Here is a 16,719-nt window from a genome sequence, read left to right on the forward strand (position 1 = left end):
ACGGAGCATACCGCGCCACCCGCTCCGCCCGACGTGCGCAGGCGCCGCTATTTGCGTTCAGCCTCCGAACGTTCGCGCGTGGCCTTGAACTCCGAACCCTCCCGCCAGTGGGGCCACGCTTCGCTGTCGGCGATCCCGCGCCCCATCGCGTACAGCAGTTCGACATCCTGCGCCTGCCCCACTGCATTCCAGGTCGACGTCCATGCATCGCAGGGCTGGTGGTAGCACTTCGCGAAATACGCATCGCGCAGCGCCTTGCCACGGGAAACACCGCCATCCACGCGATCCAGTCCGGCGCCGATCGTGATCGCCGGCACGCCCGCGCGGGCGAACGCGAAGTGGTCGGCGCGGTAGAAGAAGCCCGCTTCGAGGTTCGGGTCCGGCGAGTAGGTACGCCCGTGCGCTTCGGCCACGCGTTTCAGATCGTCTTCCAGCGAAACGCGCCCGTTGCCCCAGGAGGCGATGTCGCGGTTCGGACCGTCGGGGCTGAGCATCTCGATATTGAGCACGGCGGCGGTCTTCTCCAGCGACGCCACCGGGTTGGCCGCATAGAACATCGCGCCTTGCAGGCCCTTTTCCTCCGCCGTCAACGCCATGAACAGCAGGCTGCGCTGCGGACGCGGGCCGGCGGCGAACGCGCGCGCCAGTTCGATCACGGCCGCCACTCCCGTGGCATTGTCGATGGCACCATGCCGGATCGCATCACCGTCGGCGTCGGGCTCGCCGATGCCGTAGGCATCCCAGTGCGCCGAATAGACCACGGTTTCGTCGGGGCGCTCGGCGCCTTCCAGCCGGCCGATGACGTTGCGCGTGATCACCTGATCACGCGCCACCTTGAAGTCGGCCGACAGCGTGGCCCCGCCCAGCGCCACCGGCATGAAGCCGGCCGTCTGCGCGCGCCGCTTCTCCGCGGAGAAATCCAGGCCCGCACGCTGGAACAGCGACACCGCAAGATCGCGCTGCATCCAGCCACGGAACAGCGTGTGGTACCGCGCCGCGTCCGCACGTGGAATGTCGAACACCGGCGATAGACCCGAAGCACGGACCGTGCTCCAGCCGTAGGCCGCCGGCGCGGTCTCATGGACGATCAATACGCCCACGGCACCCTGCCGCGCGAGCTCTTCGTACTTGTAGGTCCAGCGTCCGTAGTAGGTGACCGCCGGTCCGTCGAACGCACCTGGCTGCGCCGTCTCGTAGTCCGGATCGTTGATCAGCACCACCGCGACCTTCCCGCGCAGGTCCGCGCCCTTGTAGTCATCCCAGTTCCGCTCGGGCGCGCTCACGCCGTAACCGACGAACACCAGGGGCGCGTCGACAACATGCACGCGCTCGACCGGACTCAGGCTCTGCATGACGACATCGTCGCCATTGACGAGGGTCTGCGTGACGCCACCGATCCTCAACCCCGCGTCCACCGCCCCGTCCACCCGTGCGCGTACCAGCGGCACGTCCTGGGTCCAACCACCGCGCTCACCTCCCGGCTGCACGCCTGCCTTCCGGAGTTCATCCACGACGTAGGCAATCGTCTTCGTTTCGCCCTGCGTCGCAGGTGCGCGACCTTCGAACTCGTCCGATGCGAGGACGCGGACATGGCGCGAGAGGTTGTCGGCGCTGATGCCGCCGCCGGGAACATCCGCGGCGAGTGCCGGCGTCGCGCCAAGCGACAACAGCAGCGCGGGAAGGAAGTGCTTCATGGGGACTGCCGGAAATGGACACATCGGCAGTCTAGTCCATCCATGTTTGCCACAGGAGCGACGTCAGTCGCTTCTACAGGAAACGGCGGCCCGTCATGGGCGCCCACGATCCAGCCACACGCCCAGGCCCTGCGCATTCAATTCGATATCCATCGCGAGGACGCGTTCGACCTCCTCGTCGGCCAGCGGCACCCGCAATGCGTGCGCGCGCTCCAGATACAGCGCTGAAAGACCGGCCACGAGGCAACGATGACGGTCGGCGCGGCCGTCGCAGGCGTTGGCGATGGCGACCATCGCGTCGACCTGCTCGTACAGCGCCTGCGCCAGGCGCGGCACGTCGCCGATGCGGCCGTAATGGGTCAGGTACATCGCATCCGGTGCATACGCGACCATCCGCGCGATGCTCGCCTTCAACGCCACGGGTTCGAACTGGACCGGTGTGGTCGTCGGCAGGATGAAGGCACCGTGTGGGCCGTCCAGTTCGCGATACGACAGTCCGAACGTGTCGCCGGTGAACCAGCTGCGGCTGCGCGCGTCCCAGATGCAATGATGGTGGCGGGCATGCCCAGGCGTGTCGATGGACTGCAATGGGCGTCCCGACAGCGTCACCGTCTCGCCATCCTCCACCACGCGTACCCGCGCTTCGGGCACCGGCACGAGGGTGCCGTAGCTGCGCTGCATTTCTTCTTCGCCATAGACCGCCGTCGCACCCGCGATCAGCTTCGCCGGATCGATCAGATGCGGCGCTGCACGGGGATGCGCGACAAGCGTGGCGTTCGGCAGCTGCTGCATCAACAGCCCCGCGCCGCCGGCGTGATCCAGGTGCACGTGGGTGACGATGAGGAAGTCCACTTCGTCGGGTTCCAGTCCGGCGGATTGCAGCGCGTCCAGCAGGCGCGGCACGGAATGGTTGGTGCCGCAGTCGATGAAGGCCCCCCGGCCGGCTTCCACGATCAGGTAGGCGGCGTCGAAGTGGTCGCGCTGGAACGCGGTGTCGATGGTGTGGATGCCGTGGCGGCTCATCCGCGGACCTGTGTGGGAACGGATGACCGGATTCTAGTCCCCGTCGCGTGAGCGCACGACCCGCCTTTGGTGGAACGGTGCGTCCGCGCGCGACCTCAACCGCGAGACAGCCACCAGCCGCGCAGCGGTACCGCCAGCGTCAGCACGAACAGGAACGCGCCATAGGCGACCAGCGTGGCCAGCACCTGCTTCCAGATCGCGCCGGTACCGACATCGGCGGCACCCAACGCGTAGCCCCATTGCATGCCGATGAAGCTCATCACGAACGCCACCGCCAGTACCGCGAGATCGAAGCCCTTGCGGCGCGCATTTCGCGGCTGGCGGGGAAACAACCAGTACAGCGACCCCAGCAGCAGGAACCAGGGCAGGAACAGGATCAGCGCGAGGTTGGATCCAACTACTGAATTCATTTTTTAGCCCTGCGCTTGTTCTTCAGAGATTCGATCATCGAGCCTTCTAAATGATCTCCAGATCTTTTCGATCTCATATGAAGCATCTTCATGCAACTTAAATGCTGGGCCCTTTGCTACGGGCTTCGCATCAAAAGTCATCACGATCGCGTAGAGACCGGAATCATCCGACTCAATGTCCAATCCAACACTTCTTGATCCAGTCGTTTTTATCCTGGATGCACAAACTCCAGCTTCACGGGGGCTATCAAAAGGAAAAGACAGAATTGAAGAATTTTTAGAGTAGTTAATTCTGAAGTAGAACTTCTTCTTTCCATCAGATTCCCAAAGAAATGGGTTAGTTACATCAGCAATGACAAGATCATCGCCTTCCATTCCGCTCTTTACTTCCGCGTAAGCCTTGTCAAACTTCTGCTTGCTTGAATTCAGAACTATTGGCTTAGAAAGATCGCAAAGTCCGACGGCTGCACGCAATTCAGAGAGGAGCGGTTTTGCATACATAGCACGCAGTCTTTCTCCACCGTCGCGCAGGATCGCTTCGATGTCACCGGGCCGTGCCATCAGTGCCTCGTACTTTTCGCGCAGCGGGGCGATCTCGGCATCGATGCGCTCGAACAGCTGCTGCTTGGCATCACCCCAGCCGATGCCGTCGGCGAACTGCTGCGCGAAGGCCCGCGTTTCCTCCGCGCTGCCGAAGGCCTGGTACAGCTGGAACAGCGCCGAACCCTCGGTGTCCTTCGGCTCACCGGGGCCGCGCGAGTCGGTCAGGATGGAGAACACCAGCTTCTTCAGTTCATCGCGCGGTGCGAACAGCGGGATGGTGTTGTTGTAGCTCTTGCTCATCTTGCGCCCGTCGAGCCCGGGCAGCGTGGCCACGTTGTCGTCGATCAACGCTTCCGGCAGGGTGAAGTATTCCCTGCCGTACACGTGGTTGAAGCGCTGGCCGAAATCGCGCGCCATCTCGATATGCTGGATCTGGTCGCGACCCACCGGCACCTGGTGCGCGTTGAAAATCAGGATGTCGGCCGCCATCAGCACCGGATACATGAAGAGGCCCGCGCTGATGCCAGCATCCGGGTCTTCGCCGTCGGCATTGTTCTTGTCCACCGCGGCCTTGTAGGCGTGCGCGCGGTTGAGGATGCCCTTGCCCGCCACGCAGGTCAGGAACCAGGTCAGTTCGGTGATCTCCGGCACGTCGCTCTGGCGGTAGAACCACACCTTGTCCGGCTCCAGGCCACAGGCCAGCCATGTCGCCGCGATCTCCAGCGTGGAGCGCTGGGTACGCGCCGGATCCTGCGCCTTGATCAGGCTGTGCAGGTCGGCCAGGAAATAGAAACTCTCCGTGTCTCCGGCACGGCTGGCGGCCACGGCAGGGCGCACGGCACCGACGTAGTTGCCCAGGTGCGGGGTGCCGGAGGTGGTGATGCCGGTAAGGACGCGGGTGGTCATGTGCGAGGCGGGGGAATGCGGGAAAGCGGCCAGTTTACCGGCTGGAACCGGGTGATGCGGCCGGCCCGCCTGCGACACGGCGTCGCAGGCCAGACCCGCTGGCGGCTTAACCGGCAACGGCATCGCCTCGTCGGACAACCCCACTCCCTCCGGCGACCCGTTCCCAGCATCGTCCCCACCTGGAGAACGGACATGTTGCACCGCATCCTCGCGTTCCTCACCACGCTCGCGCTGTTCAACGCGTGCGCTCCCGTCCACGCCCGCCCCCTGGTCGATGTCAGCCTCGTCGACCGCGATACCGGCGAATCGCTCGCGAGGTACCCGCATCGCGGCGATCTCTGGATCGCCGGCACCCCCGGCCACCGTTACAGCGTGCGCCTGGCCAACACGACGGGCGAGCGCGTACTGGTCGTGCTGTCGGTGGACGGCGTCAACGCCATCACCGGCCAGACCGCAGATCCGTCACAGGCAGGTTACGTGCTGGAGCCGTGGCAGGCCACCGAGATCAGCGGCTGGCGCAAGTCGATGGACGACGTGGCGCAGTTCGTGTTCACCGACCTCGGCGACAGCTATGCCGCCCGTACCGGCCGGCCGCGCAACGTGGGCGTGATCGGCATCGCCGCCTTCCGCGAAGCGCGCGCCTACCGCTATCCGCAGTACACGCCGCCGCCGATCGCCCGTGGCGCGATGGAGAAACGCACGGAAGCAGAAGCATCCGCACCCACCGCATCGGCACGCGCCATCGTGGCCGACGAAGCAGCCCACCGGCAGAGCATCGGTACCGGCCACGGGGGACGCGAATGGGCGCCGACCTCGCGCACCGGCTTCGAGCGCGCGACCCGCCAGCCGGAACAGGTCAGCGAACTGCGTTACGACGAGCGTCGCCGACTGGTCGCCTTGGGCATCGTCCCCCGGCCGTCACGTCCGCTCTGGCGAGACGAGTCGCCGCGCGCGTTCCCCAACGGCTTCGTCGCGGATCCGTCCTACCCGCGCTGAACCTCACACGAGAAACGGGCCGCATAGGCGGCCCGTTTCCTGCTCGGCATTGGCGCGGATTTCAGGAGGTCAGTGCCGCATCGACTTGTCGTCGCGCAGGCTGCGGCTGAAGTCCTCGACTTCGGTATGGGCCCGATCCCGATCGTAGCCATAGCGTTCCTGCAGCCTGCCTTCGAGGTACTCCGCATTACCCTGCGCGACCTTGAAATCGTCATCGGTCAGATCGCCCCATTTCGCCTGGATCTTGCCTTTCAGCTGCTTCCAGTTGCCGGCGATGATGTCCTGATTCATGGTGTTTCCTCGCTTGATTGAGCGGCAGGGGGCGCCGCGGAAACAGCATCGCAGACCGCGTGTTCCCATCCGATCAACTGCGCGTCAACGCGCCATTAGGATTGACTGAACAGTTCAGTCGCATGAGGACGCGTTCGCACGGATGAATGCGTGCAGCGACGCGCATTCCCGATCTTCGTGGCCCATCGTCGCGGCTGGCGTACCGCAGATGCCGGCAAAAAAACGGGCCGCGATACGCGGCCCGCTTCCGAGTCTTCAGAATCCACAGGCTTATTTGCCCGAGGAATCCTCGACCTTCTCGCCCACCTTCTGCACGTCCTTGCCGAACCCCTTGACGGTGTTGCAGCCGGACAGCACGGCGATGGAGAACAGGGACAACAGCAACAACGCGACGATACGCTTCATAAGCGACTCCTGTGGACGGTATTCACGGCCTGGGGCGCGCATCGTCCGGCACACGCCGGCCATGCCGCCCCACCCGTGCAGTCTGATTTAAGCACGCTGGCTGGCGGCTGACCAAACCCTGGCCGGCAACGCGGAAGGGCCGGTTTCCCGGCCCTTCCTTCGGTTCGCATCCGGCGGATGCGGTCAGCCGACAGCGCGCATCAGCACTTGCCGTCCTTGCAGTCCTGGGCCTTGTCCTCGACCTTCTCGCCGACCTTCTGCACGTCCTTGCCGGCGCCGGCCATGGTGTTGCAGCCGGACAGTACCGCCATCGAGAACATGGCCATCATCAGCAGGGTCATCGCACGCTTCATGTGTCTTCTCCTGGGTGGATTGGGTGCTGCCGCAGGTGCGTCCCACGTTGCGGCGGCGTGTGCGGACACCTTCGAGGTCGCGACGTATAGGGCGCGTGAAACAGCACCCATTCCGTTCAGTCCCAGTTTCCCCTCATCCCCCGTGAGCCTAGTCCCGCATCAATGTCGACTTGCCGAACAGGCTCTCCACCAGGTCAACCGTGAGCTTTGCCGTGCGATTGCGACGGTCCAGCACGGGATTGAGCTCGACGATGTCCAGCGAACCCATCAGCCGGGTGTCAGCGATCATCTCCATCACCAGCTGCGCTTCGCGATAGTTGGGACCGCCGGGCACCGTGGTGCCCACACCCGGCGCGATGCTCGGGTCCAGGAAATCCACGTCGAAGCTGACATGCAGGTGGGTGTCGGCATCCAGGCCTTCCAGCGCAGCCTCCATCGTGCGCTTCATGCCCACTTCGTCGATGTAGCGCATGTCGTACACGTCGACCTTGTGGTCCTTGATCAGTTTCTTCTCTTCGGGATCGACCGAACGGATGCCTATCTGCCGGACCATCGACGGCGTGATCGCGGGCGCCTGGCCCCCGAGCCTGGTCAGCGCGTCCGGACCGATGCCGCACAGGCACGCCACCGGCATGCCGTGGATGTTGCCGGAAGGCGTGACTTCGCTGGTGTTGAAATCCGAGTGCGCGTCCAGCCACAGCACCCGGAGCTTCTTGCCGACCCGACGGCAATGCTGCGCGACGGCGGTGATGGAGCCCATGGCGAGGCAGTGGTCGCCGCCAAGCATGATGGGCAGCCGTTGCTGCGCCAGTTCGGCAGCGGTGGCGTCCATCACCGCGCGGTTCCATGCGACCACTTCCTCGAGATGCCGGTAACCCTGGACGGGACCGGTCCAGGGATTGGCAGGACCCTGCACGTTGCCGGTGTCGATCACTTCCACGCCCCGTGCCGCGAGTGCTTCGGCAAGGCCGGCGATGCGCAGCGCATCAGGCCCCATGCGCGCGCCACGATGGCCTGCGCCGACATCGGTGGGCACGCCGATCAGGGAAACGGGAGGGAAAGTTCGACTCATGGGTACGTCCTGCGAAAAACAGACGCACAGTCTATGCCGTCGGCGATGACGGGCCTGTGGCATCGCAGCACGCGAGTGGGCAATGCGCCGACAGGAAATGGTGCCGCTTATCCGAATCGAACGGATGACCTACCGCTTACAAGGCGGTTGCTCTACCAGCTGAGCTAAAGCGGCGTGGGCGGCAATTCTAGCGCAGCGCCGTGCATTCGAGCGATTGCGGCGTACCGCTGGACGCGGCACGGGCAAGCACGACGGGGTCGACACCCTCCGCGACGCCGGCATCCAGCCACCACAGGCTTGGGCCCGCGCGGCCGACGGGCTGCATCTGTGCGGTGAACCCGGCAGCCTGCAACTGCGATAGGCGGCGCTCGGCGGCCTCCCGGCTGCGATACCGGCCCAGTGCGATCCCGTTGGCTTGTTCGCCCTGGCGCACGACGAGGAAGTCGTTGAATCCCGCCGCCCCGATGCGGCCGGCGATCGCCTGCGCCTCTTCCAGCGACGGCGCGGGCGGCATGACCACCTGGTAACCACTGGCGCTGAGGCCGGGCACTTCCCGCAGATGCGCCCGCAGGAGCTGGCCCTTGACGACATCCTGCGCCAGGGTCGCGGCAGCCTGGCTGGTGAAGGGCCCAAGGCTGAAACAGGCCGCCGGGATTTCCGGCGTCGCACGGGCGTCCACGGCCGACGGACCTGTGGTGGCCGCAGGCAACTCGTCAACGAGTTGCAGGCGCGCCACGCCGGCTGGCAATGGAGGCGGTGGCGGCGGCACGACGGCGGGACGGGTGAGCCACCACGCGGCGGCGCCCACGTTCAGGACGATCAGCAGGACGATCAGGGCACGGATCAGCATGCAGGGATTCTAGCGGTGCTCAGGCGGCGGTACCGAGCCGCGCCCACGCAGCCAGTCCTTCGAGCACCAGCGCTGGCGCCAGTTCGCCATCGCGCAGCGCGGGCGCCAGCTCGGCCGCACCCCCGCCATGCAGCAGCAAGGCAGGGCGCTCGCCCAGGAGATCATGGGCGTGTTGCAGGCTGCGCTCGATCAATCCCAGGGCGGCGCCGCCACAACCGGATGCCAGCGCATCGAGGGTGTCGGTGGCGAACTCGACGTACCCGCCGCCTTGCGATGGCAACTGCGCGGCCGCTTGCTGGAGTGCTTCACGCATCAGGCGGGGCGAGGGCGCTATGCGTCCGCCGCGATGCCGCCCGTCCGCATCCAGCAGATCGACGGTCACCGCCGTGCCTATGCCCACCAGCAGCCACGGCCGCGCGGCGCGCGCGCAGGCCGCCAGCAAGGCCAGGAAGCGATCCACGCCAAGCCGTCCGGGGTCGGCATAGGCAATGCGCACACCGGCCAGCGCCGGCTGCGTACGCGCGATCGAGATGCACCCGAAACGGGTGGTCAACCAGTCCACCACCGCAGCGGTACGTGCAGGTGATGCAACGCTGGCGAGCACGGCGGACGATCCCTGCATGTCGATCGCCGGAACGGCAGCCTCCAGCACGGCGATGAACTCACCGTCGTATCCGGTCGCCAGCACCTCGCCCAATGTCCCGTCCGCCCTCAACGGTGCGCCTTTCACGCGCGAATTGCCCAGATCGAATACCCACTGCGTCATGTCGCCCTCACGCTGACGTCTCCGGCATGCACCTGTCGTTGCACCTCGCCCACGCGCACCCGCAACGCACCGTCATCACCGATGCCTTCGGCCACGCCATGCTCGTCACCCTGCGGACCATGCACGACGACCTCGCGGCCCATCAGCACGTCCAGTGCAGCGTATCTCGCAAGGAACGGCGACAAGCCTTCGCGATCGAACTGTTCGAGCGCGGGCAACAAGGTATCCAGCAGGTGGGACGCGATCCTGTTCCGCGAAGGTTGACCACCGCCCAGCGTGGCCAGGTCCGTCCATGCCTGGCTGATCGCCGTCGCCGCAGTCGCCGGCATGTGCACGTTCACACCGATCCCGATCACCGCGCGCACCGGGCCACCATGCTCGCCGCCGCCCTCCACCAGGATGCCGCCCAGCTTCCGCCCGTGCGCCAGCAGATCGTTGGGCCACTTCACGCCGACCGGGGCATAGCCGGCCTGCTGCAGGGCTTCCGCGGCGGCCACGCCGACCACGAGGCTCAGGCCGCCGAGGCGCGCGAGCCCGCCGGAGAACTGGCGCGACAGCGACAGATACAGATTCGCCGCAATCGGGGACGCCCACTGCCGTCCACGCCGGCCACGCCCGCCGGTCTGCTGTTCCGCCAGCAACACCGCAGCCCCATGCTCGGGCGCCTTGCGGCGGAGCAACTCGCTGTTCGTCGAATCCAGCGACCATGCCACCTCCAGCGATGCCAGCTGCGCGGCGGCGGCCCGCAACGGGGCGCGGATCAGGTCCGCGTCCAGTAATTCGACCGGTGCTTCCAGCGAGTATCCGCGGCCGGGCTGCGCGTCGATCCGCAGACCACCCGCACGCAGTGCTTCGATCCGCTTCCACATGGCGGCGCGGGTGACGTTGGCGTCGCGGGCGAGCAGGTCGCCGGAAACGGGGCCTTCGATCAGGCGCTGCAGCAGTTCGCGTTCGCCGGTCATGCGCGGCGGCGCCAGACGCGCGCGCGTTCGAAGCGCGACTCGGTGCCGGCACGCAATCGCTGCATGTTGGCGCGATGGGTGAAAAGCACCAGCGCCGCGGCGGCGGCGGCGAACATCTGCGCGGGACGGTCCGCGTGCATCCACCATGCCAGTGGCACGAGGCACGCGGTGGCGATGATCGACGCCAGCCCCACGTAACCGGTCGCGACCAGGACGCCCAGCCAGACCAGGAACAGCGGCAGCAACGCCAACGGCCAGAGCACGGCGACGCCCCCCAGCAGGGTGCCCACGCCCTTGCCGCCGCGGAACCCGTGCCAGATCGGCCACACATGCCCCGACGCCGCAGCCAGCGTCGCCAGAAAACCCAGCGCGCGTGGCGACAGAGGGCCCTCCATCGGCGCGAAACGCAGTGCCAGCCATGCGGCCAGCGCACCCTTGCCGATGTCCACCAGCACTACACCGAGTGCGAACTTCGCCCCCTGCGTGCGGAAGGCGTTGGTGCCGCCCGCGTTTCCACTGCCCTGCGTGCGGATGTCCACGCCCCGCAGCCGGCCCAGCGTGAGGCTGCCCGACACGGAACCGAGCAGGTAGGCGAGCAGCAACAAGGTGCAGACGATCAGCATGGCGCCATTATGGGCCACGCCCCTCCCCGCTCAGGCATCAGGTGCCGGCTGTACGGCCACGATCAGGGCGCCCTGGCCGGCATGCGCGCCGATGGCCGCCCCGGTTTCGACCAGCCGGTCCTCGCTGATCGTCAGCCGCGCGCGCAGCGCGGCGAGCAATCGCTCGCCCTGCGGACGCGCATCGCAGTGCCCCACGATCACCCGCCAGCGCGGCCCGGATTCCAGCTGGCGTGCGACCCGCCGCGCGAAGGCTTCCGGCGCATGCGCGCGCGTCAGCAGGATGCCGGCGACCGTCATGCGGCCATCCGCGCTCATCTTCGCCATCGGGGTCAACGCGCTCAGCCGCGCGATGGGCGCGGCCCAGCGCGGTATGCGACCGCCGCGCACGGCATGGGAGATGTCGGGCGCGATGGCCCACATCCGCGTCAGCGGGCGCAGGCGCTCCAGCTCGGCCACCACGTCCGTTTCACTGCGGCCTTCCGCCGCGAGTTCGGCGGCACGCCACACAAGCAGCGCCTGGCCACAGGCGGCGTTGACCGTATCGAACACCCTTACACGTCCGGAGGGATCACGCGCGGCGGCATGCTCGCCCGACTGCAGCGTGCCCGACAGCGCCCGCGACAGGCCGACATAGAGCACCCGCGCATGGTGGGCCAGCGACAGCTCGAACTGCCGGCGGAAGTCGCCCGGCGGCGGCTGGCTGGTGCGCGGCAACTGGCGCGAGACCGCCATGCGCCGGTAGAACTCGCCCGTCGACAGGCCCACCTTGTCCAGGTAGTCGCGGCCATCCAGGTCCACCCGTGCGGGCACCACGCCGATGGCATGGCGCTCGGCAATGTCGTCCGGCAGGTCGGCGGCACTGTCGGTGACCACCACCAGCGATTGCGTGGCGGCAGCCACCGCCTGCTGGCGGATCATGTCGTCCGCCTTCATGCCTTCGACGTGGCCCTGCACCGCGCACGCATCGAAAAGCGCCTGCGGCGATCCGGTGTGTGCGTGCACGCGCAGGCGGGACGCGCCACCGGCGATGACGATGGAATCCGCACCGCCGGCCTCCAGCGCGGCACGCAGGCGATCGCGGTCCAGCGCCTCGCCCAGCAGCAGGCATTCGGTACACCAGCGGCGCGTCGGGTCGATGGCATGGTCGTGGACCGTCGGACCGGCGGCATCGTTGGCTGCACCCGGCGCGCTGGCGCGCACGCGCACCGCCCGTGGTCCGCCTTCGACGAACTCGGCGATGCCTTCCAGCAGGTCGACAAACCCCTGCGCGCCGGCATCGACCACGCCGGCACGCTGCAGCAAGGCCATCTGGCGCGGCGTGTCGGCGAGTGCGCGACGCGCACGGACGAGCGCGCGGACGAAGCCACTGCGTGCGTCGGCCTGGTTGCCCTCCCCCGCTGCGGCATCCAGTTCCTCGGCGAATGCGGCAATCACGCTCAGGATCGTCCCTTCCACCGGCTGCGCCAGGGCCTGGCGTGCGCTCTGCGCGCCCTGACGGACGGCTGCGGCCAGCGAACGGGCGTCCAGTTCCGGCAGGTTGCGCACGCGCTCGGCCACGCCATGCAGGAACTGCGCGAGGATGGCGCCGGAATTGCCGCGCGCGCCATCGATCGCGTCGTTGCCTACGCGGCTCAGCAGATCGCCGACATGCTGGCTGGGCTGGCTGAGCGCGCCATGCAGCACGCTGCCGAGCGTCGATGCGAGATTGTTGCCGGTATCGCCGTCGGCAACTGGGAACACATTGATGCGGTTCAATCCATCCCGCGCGGCGATGACCCGGCGCGCTCCGGCAATCAGTGCCAGGCGCAGGGCGGGGGCGGTCAGCGGGCGGGCGTCGGGCACGGACATCGCCGCAGTCTGACGCAAGCCCCTCACTACCCCTGTTGCGACGCAACAGGCCGCGGCCGGTTTTCCTCGATCCATCGCCGCGCAGGGGCGTTTCGTCGCAAGGCCCGCCGCATTCATGCCGCGCCGGGCCATTCCCGCTATAGTCGGCGGCGTCATCTGGCCGCTGTACCCCGACCGACAGGAGTCTCTCCGATGTTACGCGCCAGCCTTGCCCTGCTGCTTCTCGGCGCCTCTGCGGCGGTACTCGCCCAGAACGGGCGCAGCATCGCCAACGGCAATGCCACCACCTGCCAGGACGTCGCGGACCGCGCCGTCGCCGACCGCCCGGGTGATGCCGTGCCGACCACTCCGGACGCACGCCGTGCGCGCGCCACCGCCGTGCGCAGCAAGTACGCCGCACCCGCCGCATTGACGCCCTCCACCTCGCGGGGTGGCGGCGACGACGACGACACCCCGTTGCCACGCAGCCGCGGCTCCAAGTGGCACAGTTTCCTGCCGGGCATGTTCCGCTGACGCGGACGGCATCACCCGGTGATTGGACTGTTGCGCCGCCTGCGGCGCCCCTCCCCGTCCATCCAGGACGAACTCTGGCGGACCGTAACTACGGACACCCCTTGGGTGTCGGCACTGGATGACGTGCGTTCGGACAGGCTGCGCGGGCTGGCGGCTCGCTTCCTGCACCAGAAGACCATCACGCCGCTCGCCGGCCTGAGCCTGGACGATGCGCAACGCGTGCAACTGGCGGCGCTGTGCTGCCTGCCACTCCTGGAGTTCGGCGAAAGCGGCTTGCGCGGCTGGTCGCAGCTGATCGTCTATCCGGACGCGTTCCGCGTGCAACGCACGCATACCGATGCGGCCGGCGTATTGCACGAGTGGGAAGACGACCTGGCCGGCGAAGCCTGGGACCAGGGTCCGCTGATCCTGTCATGGGCCGACGTGCAAGCCGATCTGGCCGAACCCGATGCCGGCTTCTGCGTCGCCGTGCACGAGATGGCGCACAAGCTGGATGCGCTGGATGGCGAACTGGACGGCACACCGCCCCTGCCGGGCGAGTGGCATGGCCGCTGGGCGCGCGACTTCCAGCGCGCGTACGACGACTTCTGCACGCAGGTCGACCTGGGTCGCGAGACCGTGATCGACCCGTATGCCGCCGAGGCACCGGAAGAGTTTTTCGCCGTCGTCACCGAATACCACTTCTCCGCGCCGGACGTGCTGGCCGACGCGATGCCGGAGGTGTGCGGGCACTTGCGGCGATTCTACGGTCCATCGCCGTTCGCGACGACGTAACGGTTACAGGCCCGGCGGCAACCGCACCTCGAAGCGCGCGCCGCCCAGTTCCTCCGAGCGCAGCACCTGCAGTTCGCCGCGATAGTCGCGGATCAGGTCCTGCACGATCGACAGCCCGATACCGTGCCCCTGCACGCGCTCATCGCCGCGCACGCCCCGCTGCAGCACCTTGGACACGTCCTCCTCGGCGATGCCCGGGCCATCGTCATCCACGGCCAGGAACAGTCCGGGCCTGCGCTGCGGTGCGGTCGCTCCCACCTTCACCGTCAGCAGCACGCGCGAACGCGCCCACTTGAACGCGTTCTCAAGCAGGTTGCCCATCAATTCCTGCAGGTCGCCCGTCTCGCCATGAAAGCGCGCGCGCGGATCGATCTCGAATTCGCAGATGACGCCCTTCGATGCGTAGACCTTTTCCAGTCCCCGCACGATCTCTTCGGCGTTGGGCTCGATGGCGATGGCGGCCGAGAACAGCTTGTGCCCGCTCGAAGCCGCACGCGCAAGCTGGTAGGACACGAGGTTGTTCATGCGCTTGAGCTGCACGTCCAGTTCCTCGCGCAGCGACTGCGGATCGCCGTTGTCGTCGAGCTGCGTGCGCAATACCGCGATGGGCGTTTTCAGGCTGTGCGCCAGATCGGCCAGCGTGTTGCGCTGACGCTCCAGGTTCTCGCGCTCGCTTTCGATGAAGGCATTGATGCTGTCGGTCAGCGGCTCGAGTTCGCGCGGATGGCTCTCCGTCATGCCCGACAGCTCACCCCGCTGCACGCGGCTGAGTTCGAAGATCACCCGCCGCAACGGACGCAGGCTCCAGCGCAGCACCAGCATCTGCAGCAGCAGCAGGATCACGCCGGCACCGCCCAGATAGACCCACAGCGAGCCCCGGAACACGCGGATCTGCGTGCTCAGCGCCTGCGCGTCCTCCAGGATGTAGATGCTGTAGGGAATCTCGGCGTGCTGGTGGGTTGCCGGCCAGGCATAGCCAACGCCGTAGCGATAAGCCTCGCCCTCACTCCCGTCGGCGCGGCGTATCGGCAGCGGACCCTCGAACGTCTCTTCCAGCGCGCCCAGTCGCCTGGGCACCGGCAGTTCCGGGCCCAGCGTCGAGTTGGAGCCCCAGGGCGGCACGTTCTGCAGCACCACCTGCGCATACATGCCGCTGTCGGGCATGTCGAAGCGGGGATCGGGTGTGTTGTAAGGCGGGATCAGCGTGCCGTTGCGACCGAACTCGACCTTGTCGGTGTAGTACAGGGCATAACTCTTCAGCCGCTGGCGCAGGTTGTCCTCGGCGGTGTCGACGAACGCGCGATCCAGCGCGTAACCGGCGAGCGCGAGGAAGGCGAGCAGCGCGAGACTGGCCGCGAGCAGCTGGCGCGCGCGCAACGAGCGCGGACGCCAGCCGTCGAACCGGTCGCGACCGACGTGGGCGGGCGGCACGGCGCCGGAAGGTAGCGCAGGCATCAAATGCTGGCGATGCCGGCGCGGTCCATCAGCCTTCGCCGGTACGCGGGATGGCGAAGCGGTAGCCGCGGCCGCGCACGGTCTCGATCGGCTTCAGCTCGCCTTCGGGGTCCAGCTTCTTGCGCAGGCGACCGATGAAGACTTCCAGTACGTTGGAGTCGCGGTCGAAATCCTGCTGGTAGATGTGCTCGGTCAGGTCGGCCTTCGAGACCAGTTCGCCCGCGTGCATCATCAGGTATTCGAGCACCTTGTACTCGTAACTGGTCAGGTCGACGTTGCTGCCATTGACGCTGACCGTCTGCGCGGCCAGGTCCAGTGCGACCGGACCACACTCCAGCGTGGGCTTGCTCCAGCCGGCCGCGCGGCGCAGCAGCGCATTGACGCGGGCCAGCAGCTCTTCCACGTGGAAAGGCTTGACCAGGTAGTCGTCGGCGCCCTGCTTCAGGCCTTCCACCTTGTCCTGCCAGCTGGAACGCGCGGTCAGGATCAGCACCGGGAATTTCTTGCCTTCGTCGCGCAGCGCCTTGATCAGTTCCATGCCGGACATCTTGGGCAGACCGAGATCGATGATGCCCACGTCGAACGGCACCTCGCGACCCATGTACAGGCCTTCCTCGCCGTCCTGGGCCGCGTCCACCGCAAAGCCTTCGCGCTTCAGGCGCGCGGCGAGGGTTTCACGCAGGGGGGCTTCGTCTTCGACCAGCAGGATACGCATGGACTCTCCTTGGGAATGCGGCGCGGCTTCAGTGACCGCGCGGGCGTGCTCGTGATGAGCCGTGATTCTACGTAAGACTACGGGCGCGGGGGGTTATCACCGCGTGGAGGCTGCGTCATCTCACGCCGGGGCCGCACCTGTGCGTCCATGCCGCGACGGGACGTGCCCGCATCATCCATCGTGCGTACCCGGCCGCGGTCGTCGACATACTTCACGCGATTGATCTCGCGTCCCTCGTACTGCATGCGCTCCACGCTCAGTACCTGTCCACCGGTTTCGTTGCGCACGCGGCGTACCGAATCGGACATCGACGAGCGGTGCCCCATGTTTTCCGCCCGCAATGCGCCGCGCTCGCGCGCTGGCGGCGGATCGTCACGGCCGCGTTCGTCCTGCGCGCGCACCCCGTGGGTGCCCGTTAGGGCGACGAATACCGCCAGGGTGATGGCAGCCAGAGTGGGGGTACGAAAGCGCATAACGGAATCGTAACGGAACTGGGATCGCGAAACTGAACGGAACCCGA

18 protein-coding genes, 1 tRNA gene and 1 pseudogene are annotated in these 16,719 nt (G+C 67.1%); 3 read left to right on the forward strand and 17 right to left on the reverse strand.

Annotation, left to right across the window (positions count from 1 at the left end; translation table 11 throughout):
• Positions 1 to 47: 47 nt before the first annotated feature.
• The 4 genes from ACIPRS_RS05815 to ACIPRS_RS05830 all read right to left on the reverse strand — a co-directional run bounded on the left by ACIPRS_RS05815 (position 48) and on the right by ACIPRS_RS05830 (position 4,576).
• Positions 48 to 1,694, reverse strand: coding sequence for a M28 family metallopeptidase (locus tag ACIPRS_RS05815; protein ID WP_446537835.1), 1,647 nt, complete (start codon positions 1,692 to 1,694; stop codon positions 48 to 50).
• A gap of 93 nt (positions 1,695 to 1,787) precedes the next feature.
• On the reverse strand, positions 1,788 to 2,717 hold the full coding sequence (locus tag ACIPRS_RS05820; RefSeq protein ID WP_446537836.1) for an MBL fold metallo-hydrolase: 930 nt from the start codon (positions 2,715 to 2,717) through the stop codon (positions 1,788 to 1,790).
• A gap of 95 nt (positions 2,718 to 2,812) precedes the next feature.
• A complete protein-coding gene (locus tag ACIPRS_RS05825; RefSeq protein WP_446537837.1) occupies positions 2,813 to 3,127 on the reverse strand; it encodes a hypothetical protein in 315 nt (104 codons plus the stop codon).
• Between the two features lie 3 nt (positions 3,128 to 3,130).
• A complete protein-coding gene (locus ACIPRS_RS05830; RefSeq protein WP_446538012.1) occupies positions 3,131 to 4,576 on the reverse strand; it encodes a tryptophan--tRNA ligase in 1,446 nt (481 codons plus the stop codon).
• A gap of 192 nt (positions 4,577 to 4,768) precedes the next feature.
• Between ACIPRS_RS05830 and ACIPRS_RS05835 the strand changes: the two genes are divergently transcribed.
• Positions 4,769 to 5,572: a hypothetical protein gene (locus ACIPRS_RS05835; RefSeq protein ID WP_446537838.1), complete on the forward strand. Its 804-nt coding sequence runs from the start codon at positions 4,769 to 4,771 to the stop codon at positions 5,570 to 5,572.
• 69 nt (positions 5,573 to 5,641) lie between these two features.
• Here the strand turns inward: ACIPRS_RS05835 and ACIPRS_RS05840 are convergent, their stop codons facing one another.
• The 10 genes from ACIPRS_RS05840 to ACIPRS_RS05885 all read right to left on the reverse strand — a co-directional run bounded on the left by ACIPRS_RS05840 (position 5,642) and on the right by ACIPRS_RS05885 (position 12,736).
• Positions 5,642 to 5,863 carry a CsbD family protein gene (locus ACIPRS_RS05840; RefSeq protein ID WP_337730670.1) on the reverse strand — a complete coding sequence of 74 codons (222 nt, stop codon included), beginning with the start codon at positions 5,861 to 5,863 and terminating at the stop codon, positions 5,642 to 5,644.
• Between the two features lie 270 nt (positions 5,864 to 6,133).
• Entirely contained in the window at positions 6,134 to 6,268 is a 135-nt protein-coding gene (locus tag ACIPRS_RS05845) for an entericidin A/B family lipoprotein (protein WP_192200131.1), read from the reverse strand.
• A gap of 200 nt (positions 6,269 to 6,468) precedes the next feature.
• Positions 6,469 to 6,621, reverse strand: a complete 153-nt coding sequence (locus ACIPRS_RS05850) for an entericidin A/B family lipoprotein (protein WP_192200130.1) — start codon at positions 6,619 to 6,621, stop codon at positions 6,469 to 6,471.
• Positions 6,622 to 6,769: 148 nt separating this feature from the next.
• Positions 6,770 to 7,693, reverse strand: coding sequence for an arginase (rocF, locus tag ACIPRS_RS05855; protein ID WP_446537839.1), 924 nt, complete (start codon positions 7,691 to 7,693; stop codon positions 6,770 to 6,772).
• Positions 7,694 to 7,791: 98 nt separating this feature from the next.
• Positions 7,792 to 7,867, reverse strand: a tRNA-Thr gene (locus ACIPRS_RS05860).
• A gap of 13 nt (positions 7,868 to 7,880) precedes the next feature.
• Positions 7,881 to 8,543: an SPOR domain-containing protein gene (locus ACIPRS_RS05865; RefSeq protein ID WP_446537840.1), complete on the reverse strand. Its 663-nt coding sequence runs from the start codon at positions 8,541 to 8,543 to the stop codon at positions 7,881 to 7,883.
• 19 nt (positions 8,544 to 8,562) lie between these two features.
• Positions 8,563 to 9,309 (reverse strand): type III pantothenate kinase, encoded by a 747-nt coding sequence (locus ACIPRS_RS05870; RefSeq protein ID WP_446537841.1) that lies wholly within the window; start codon positions 9,307 to 9,309, stop codon positions 8,563 to 8,565.
• The gene (gene birA / locus ACIPRS_RS05875) at positions 9,306 to 10,271 is read right to left on the reverse strand and encodes a bifunctional biotin--[acetyl-CoA-carboxylase] ligase/biotin operon repressor BirA (protein ID WP_446537842.1); all 966 of its coding nucleotides are present in this window, start codon (positions 10,269 to 10,271) and stop codon (positions 9,306 to 9,308) included. The genes ACIPRS_RS05870 and birA overlap by 4 nt, the downstream gene beginning before the upstream one ends.
• Positions 10,268 to 10,894, reverse strand: a complete 627-nt coding sequence (gene plsY, locus ACIPRS_RS05880) for a glycerol-3-phosphate 1-O-acyltransferase PlsY (protein ID WP_446537843.1) — start codon at positions 10,892 to 10,894, stop codon at positions 10,268 to 10,270. Before plsY ends, birA begins: the two co-directional genes overlap by 4 nt.
• A 30-nt stretch (positions 10,895 to 10,924) precedes the next feature.
• Positions 10,925 to 12,736, reverse strand: a complete 1,812-nt coding sequence (locus ACIPRS_RS05885) for a DegV family protein (RefSeq protein WP_446537844.1) — start codon at positions 12,734 to 12,736, stop codon at positions 10,925 to 10,927.
• A 198-nt stretch (positions 12,737 to 12,934) separates the two neighbouring features.
• Between ACIPRS_RS05885 and ACIPRS_RS05890 the strand changes: the two genes are divergently transcribed.
• The gene (locus ACIPRS_RS05890) at positions 12,935 to 13,255 is read left to right on the forward strand and encodes a hypothetical protein (RefSeq protein WP_192200123.1); all 321 of its coding nucleotides are present in this window, start codon (positions 12,935 to 12,937) and stop codon (positions 13,253 to 13,255) included.
• Positions 13,222 to 14,029, forward strand: a pseudogene (locus ACIPRS_RS05895) (M90 family metallopeptidase). The gene ACIPRS_RS05890 and the pseudogene ACIPRS_RS05895 overlap by 34 nt, the downstream one beginning before the upstream one ends.
• Positions 14,030 to 14,032: 3 nt before the next feature.
• Here ACIPRS_RS05895 and ACIPRS_RS05900 read toward each other — a convergent pair.
• From ACIPRS_RS05900 to ACIPRS_RS05910, 3 genes are all read right to left on the reverse strand, one after another.
• Positions 14,033 to 15,484 (reverse strand): ATP-binding protein, encoded by a 1,452-nt coding sequence (locus tag ACIPRS_RS05900; protein ID WP_446537845.1) that lies wholly within the window; start codon positions 15,482 to 15,484, stop codon positions 14,033 to 14,035.
• A gap of 28 nt (positions 15,485 to 15,512) precedes the next feature.
• On the reverse strand, positions 15,513 to 16,199 hold the full coding sequence (locus ACIPRS_RS05905; protein WP_142123336.1) for a response regulator transcription factor: 687 nt from the start codon (positions 16,197 to 16,199) through the stop codon (positions 15,513 to 15,515).
• Between the two features lie 77 nt (positions 16,200 to 16,276).
• Positions 16,277 to 16,672, reverse strand: a complete 396-nt coding sequence (locus ACIPRS_RS05910) for a PepSY domain-containing protein (protein ID WP_446537846.1) — start codon at positions 16,670 to 16,672, stop codon at positions 16,277 to 16,279.
• Positions 16,673 to 16,719 lie beyond the last annotated feature (47 nt).

The sequence above is a fragment of the Pseudoxanthomonas sp. LARHCG66 genome, from assembly GCF_052871755.1.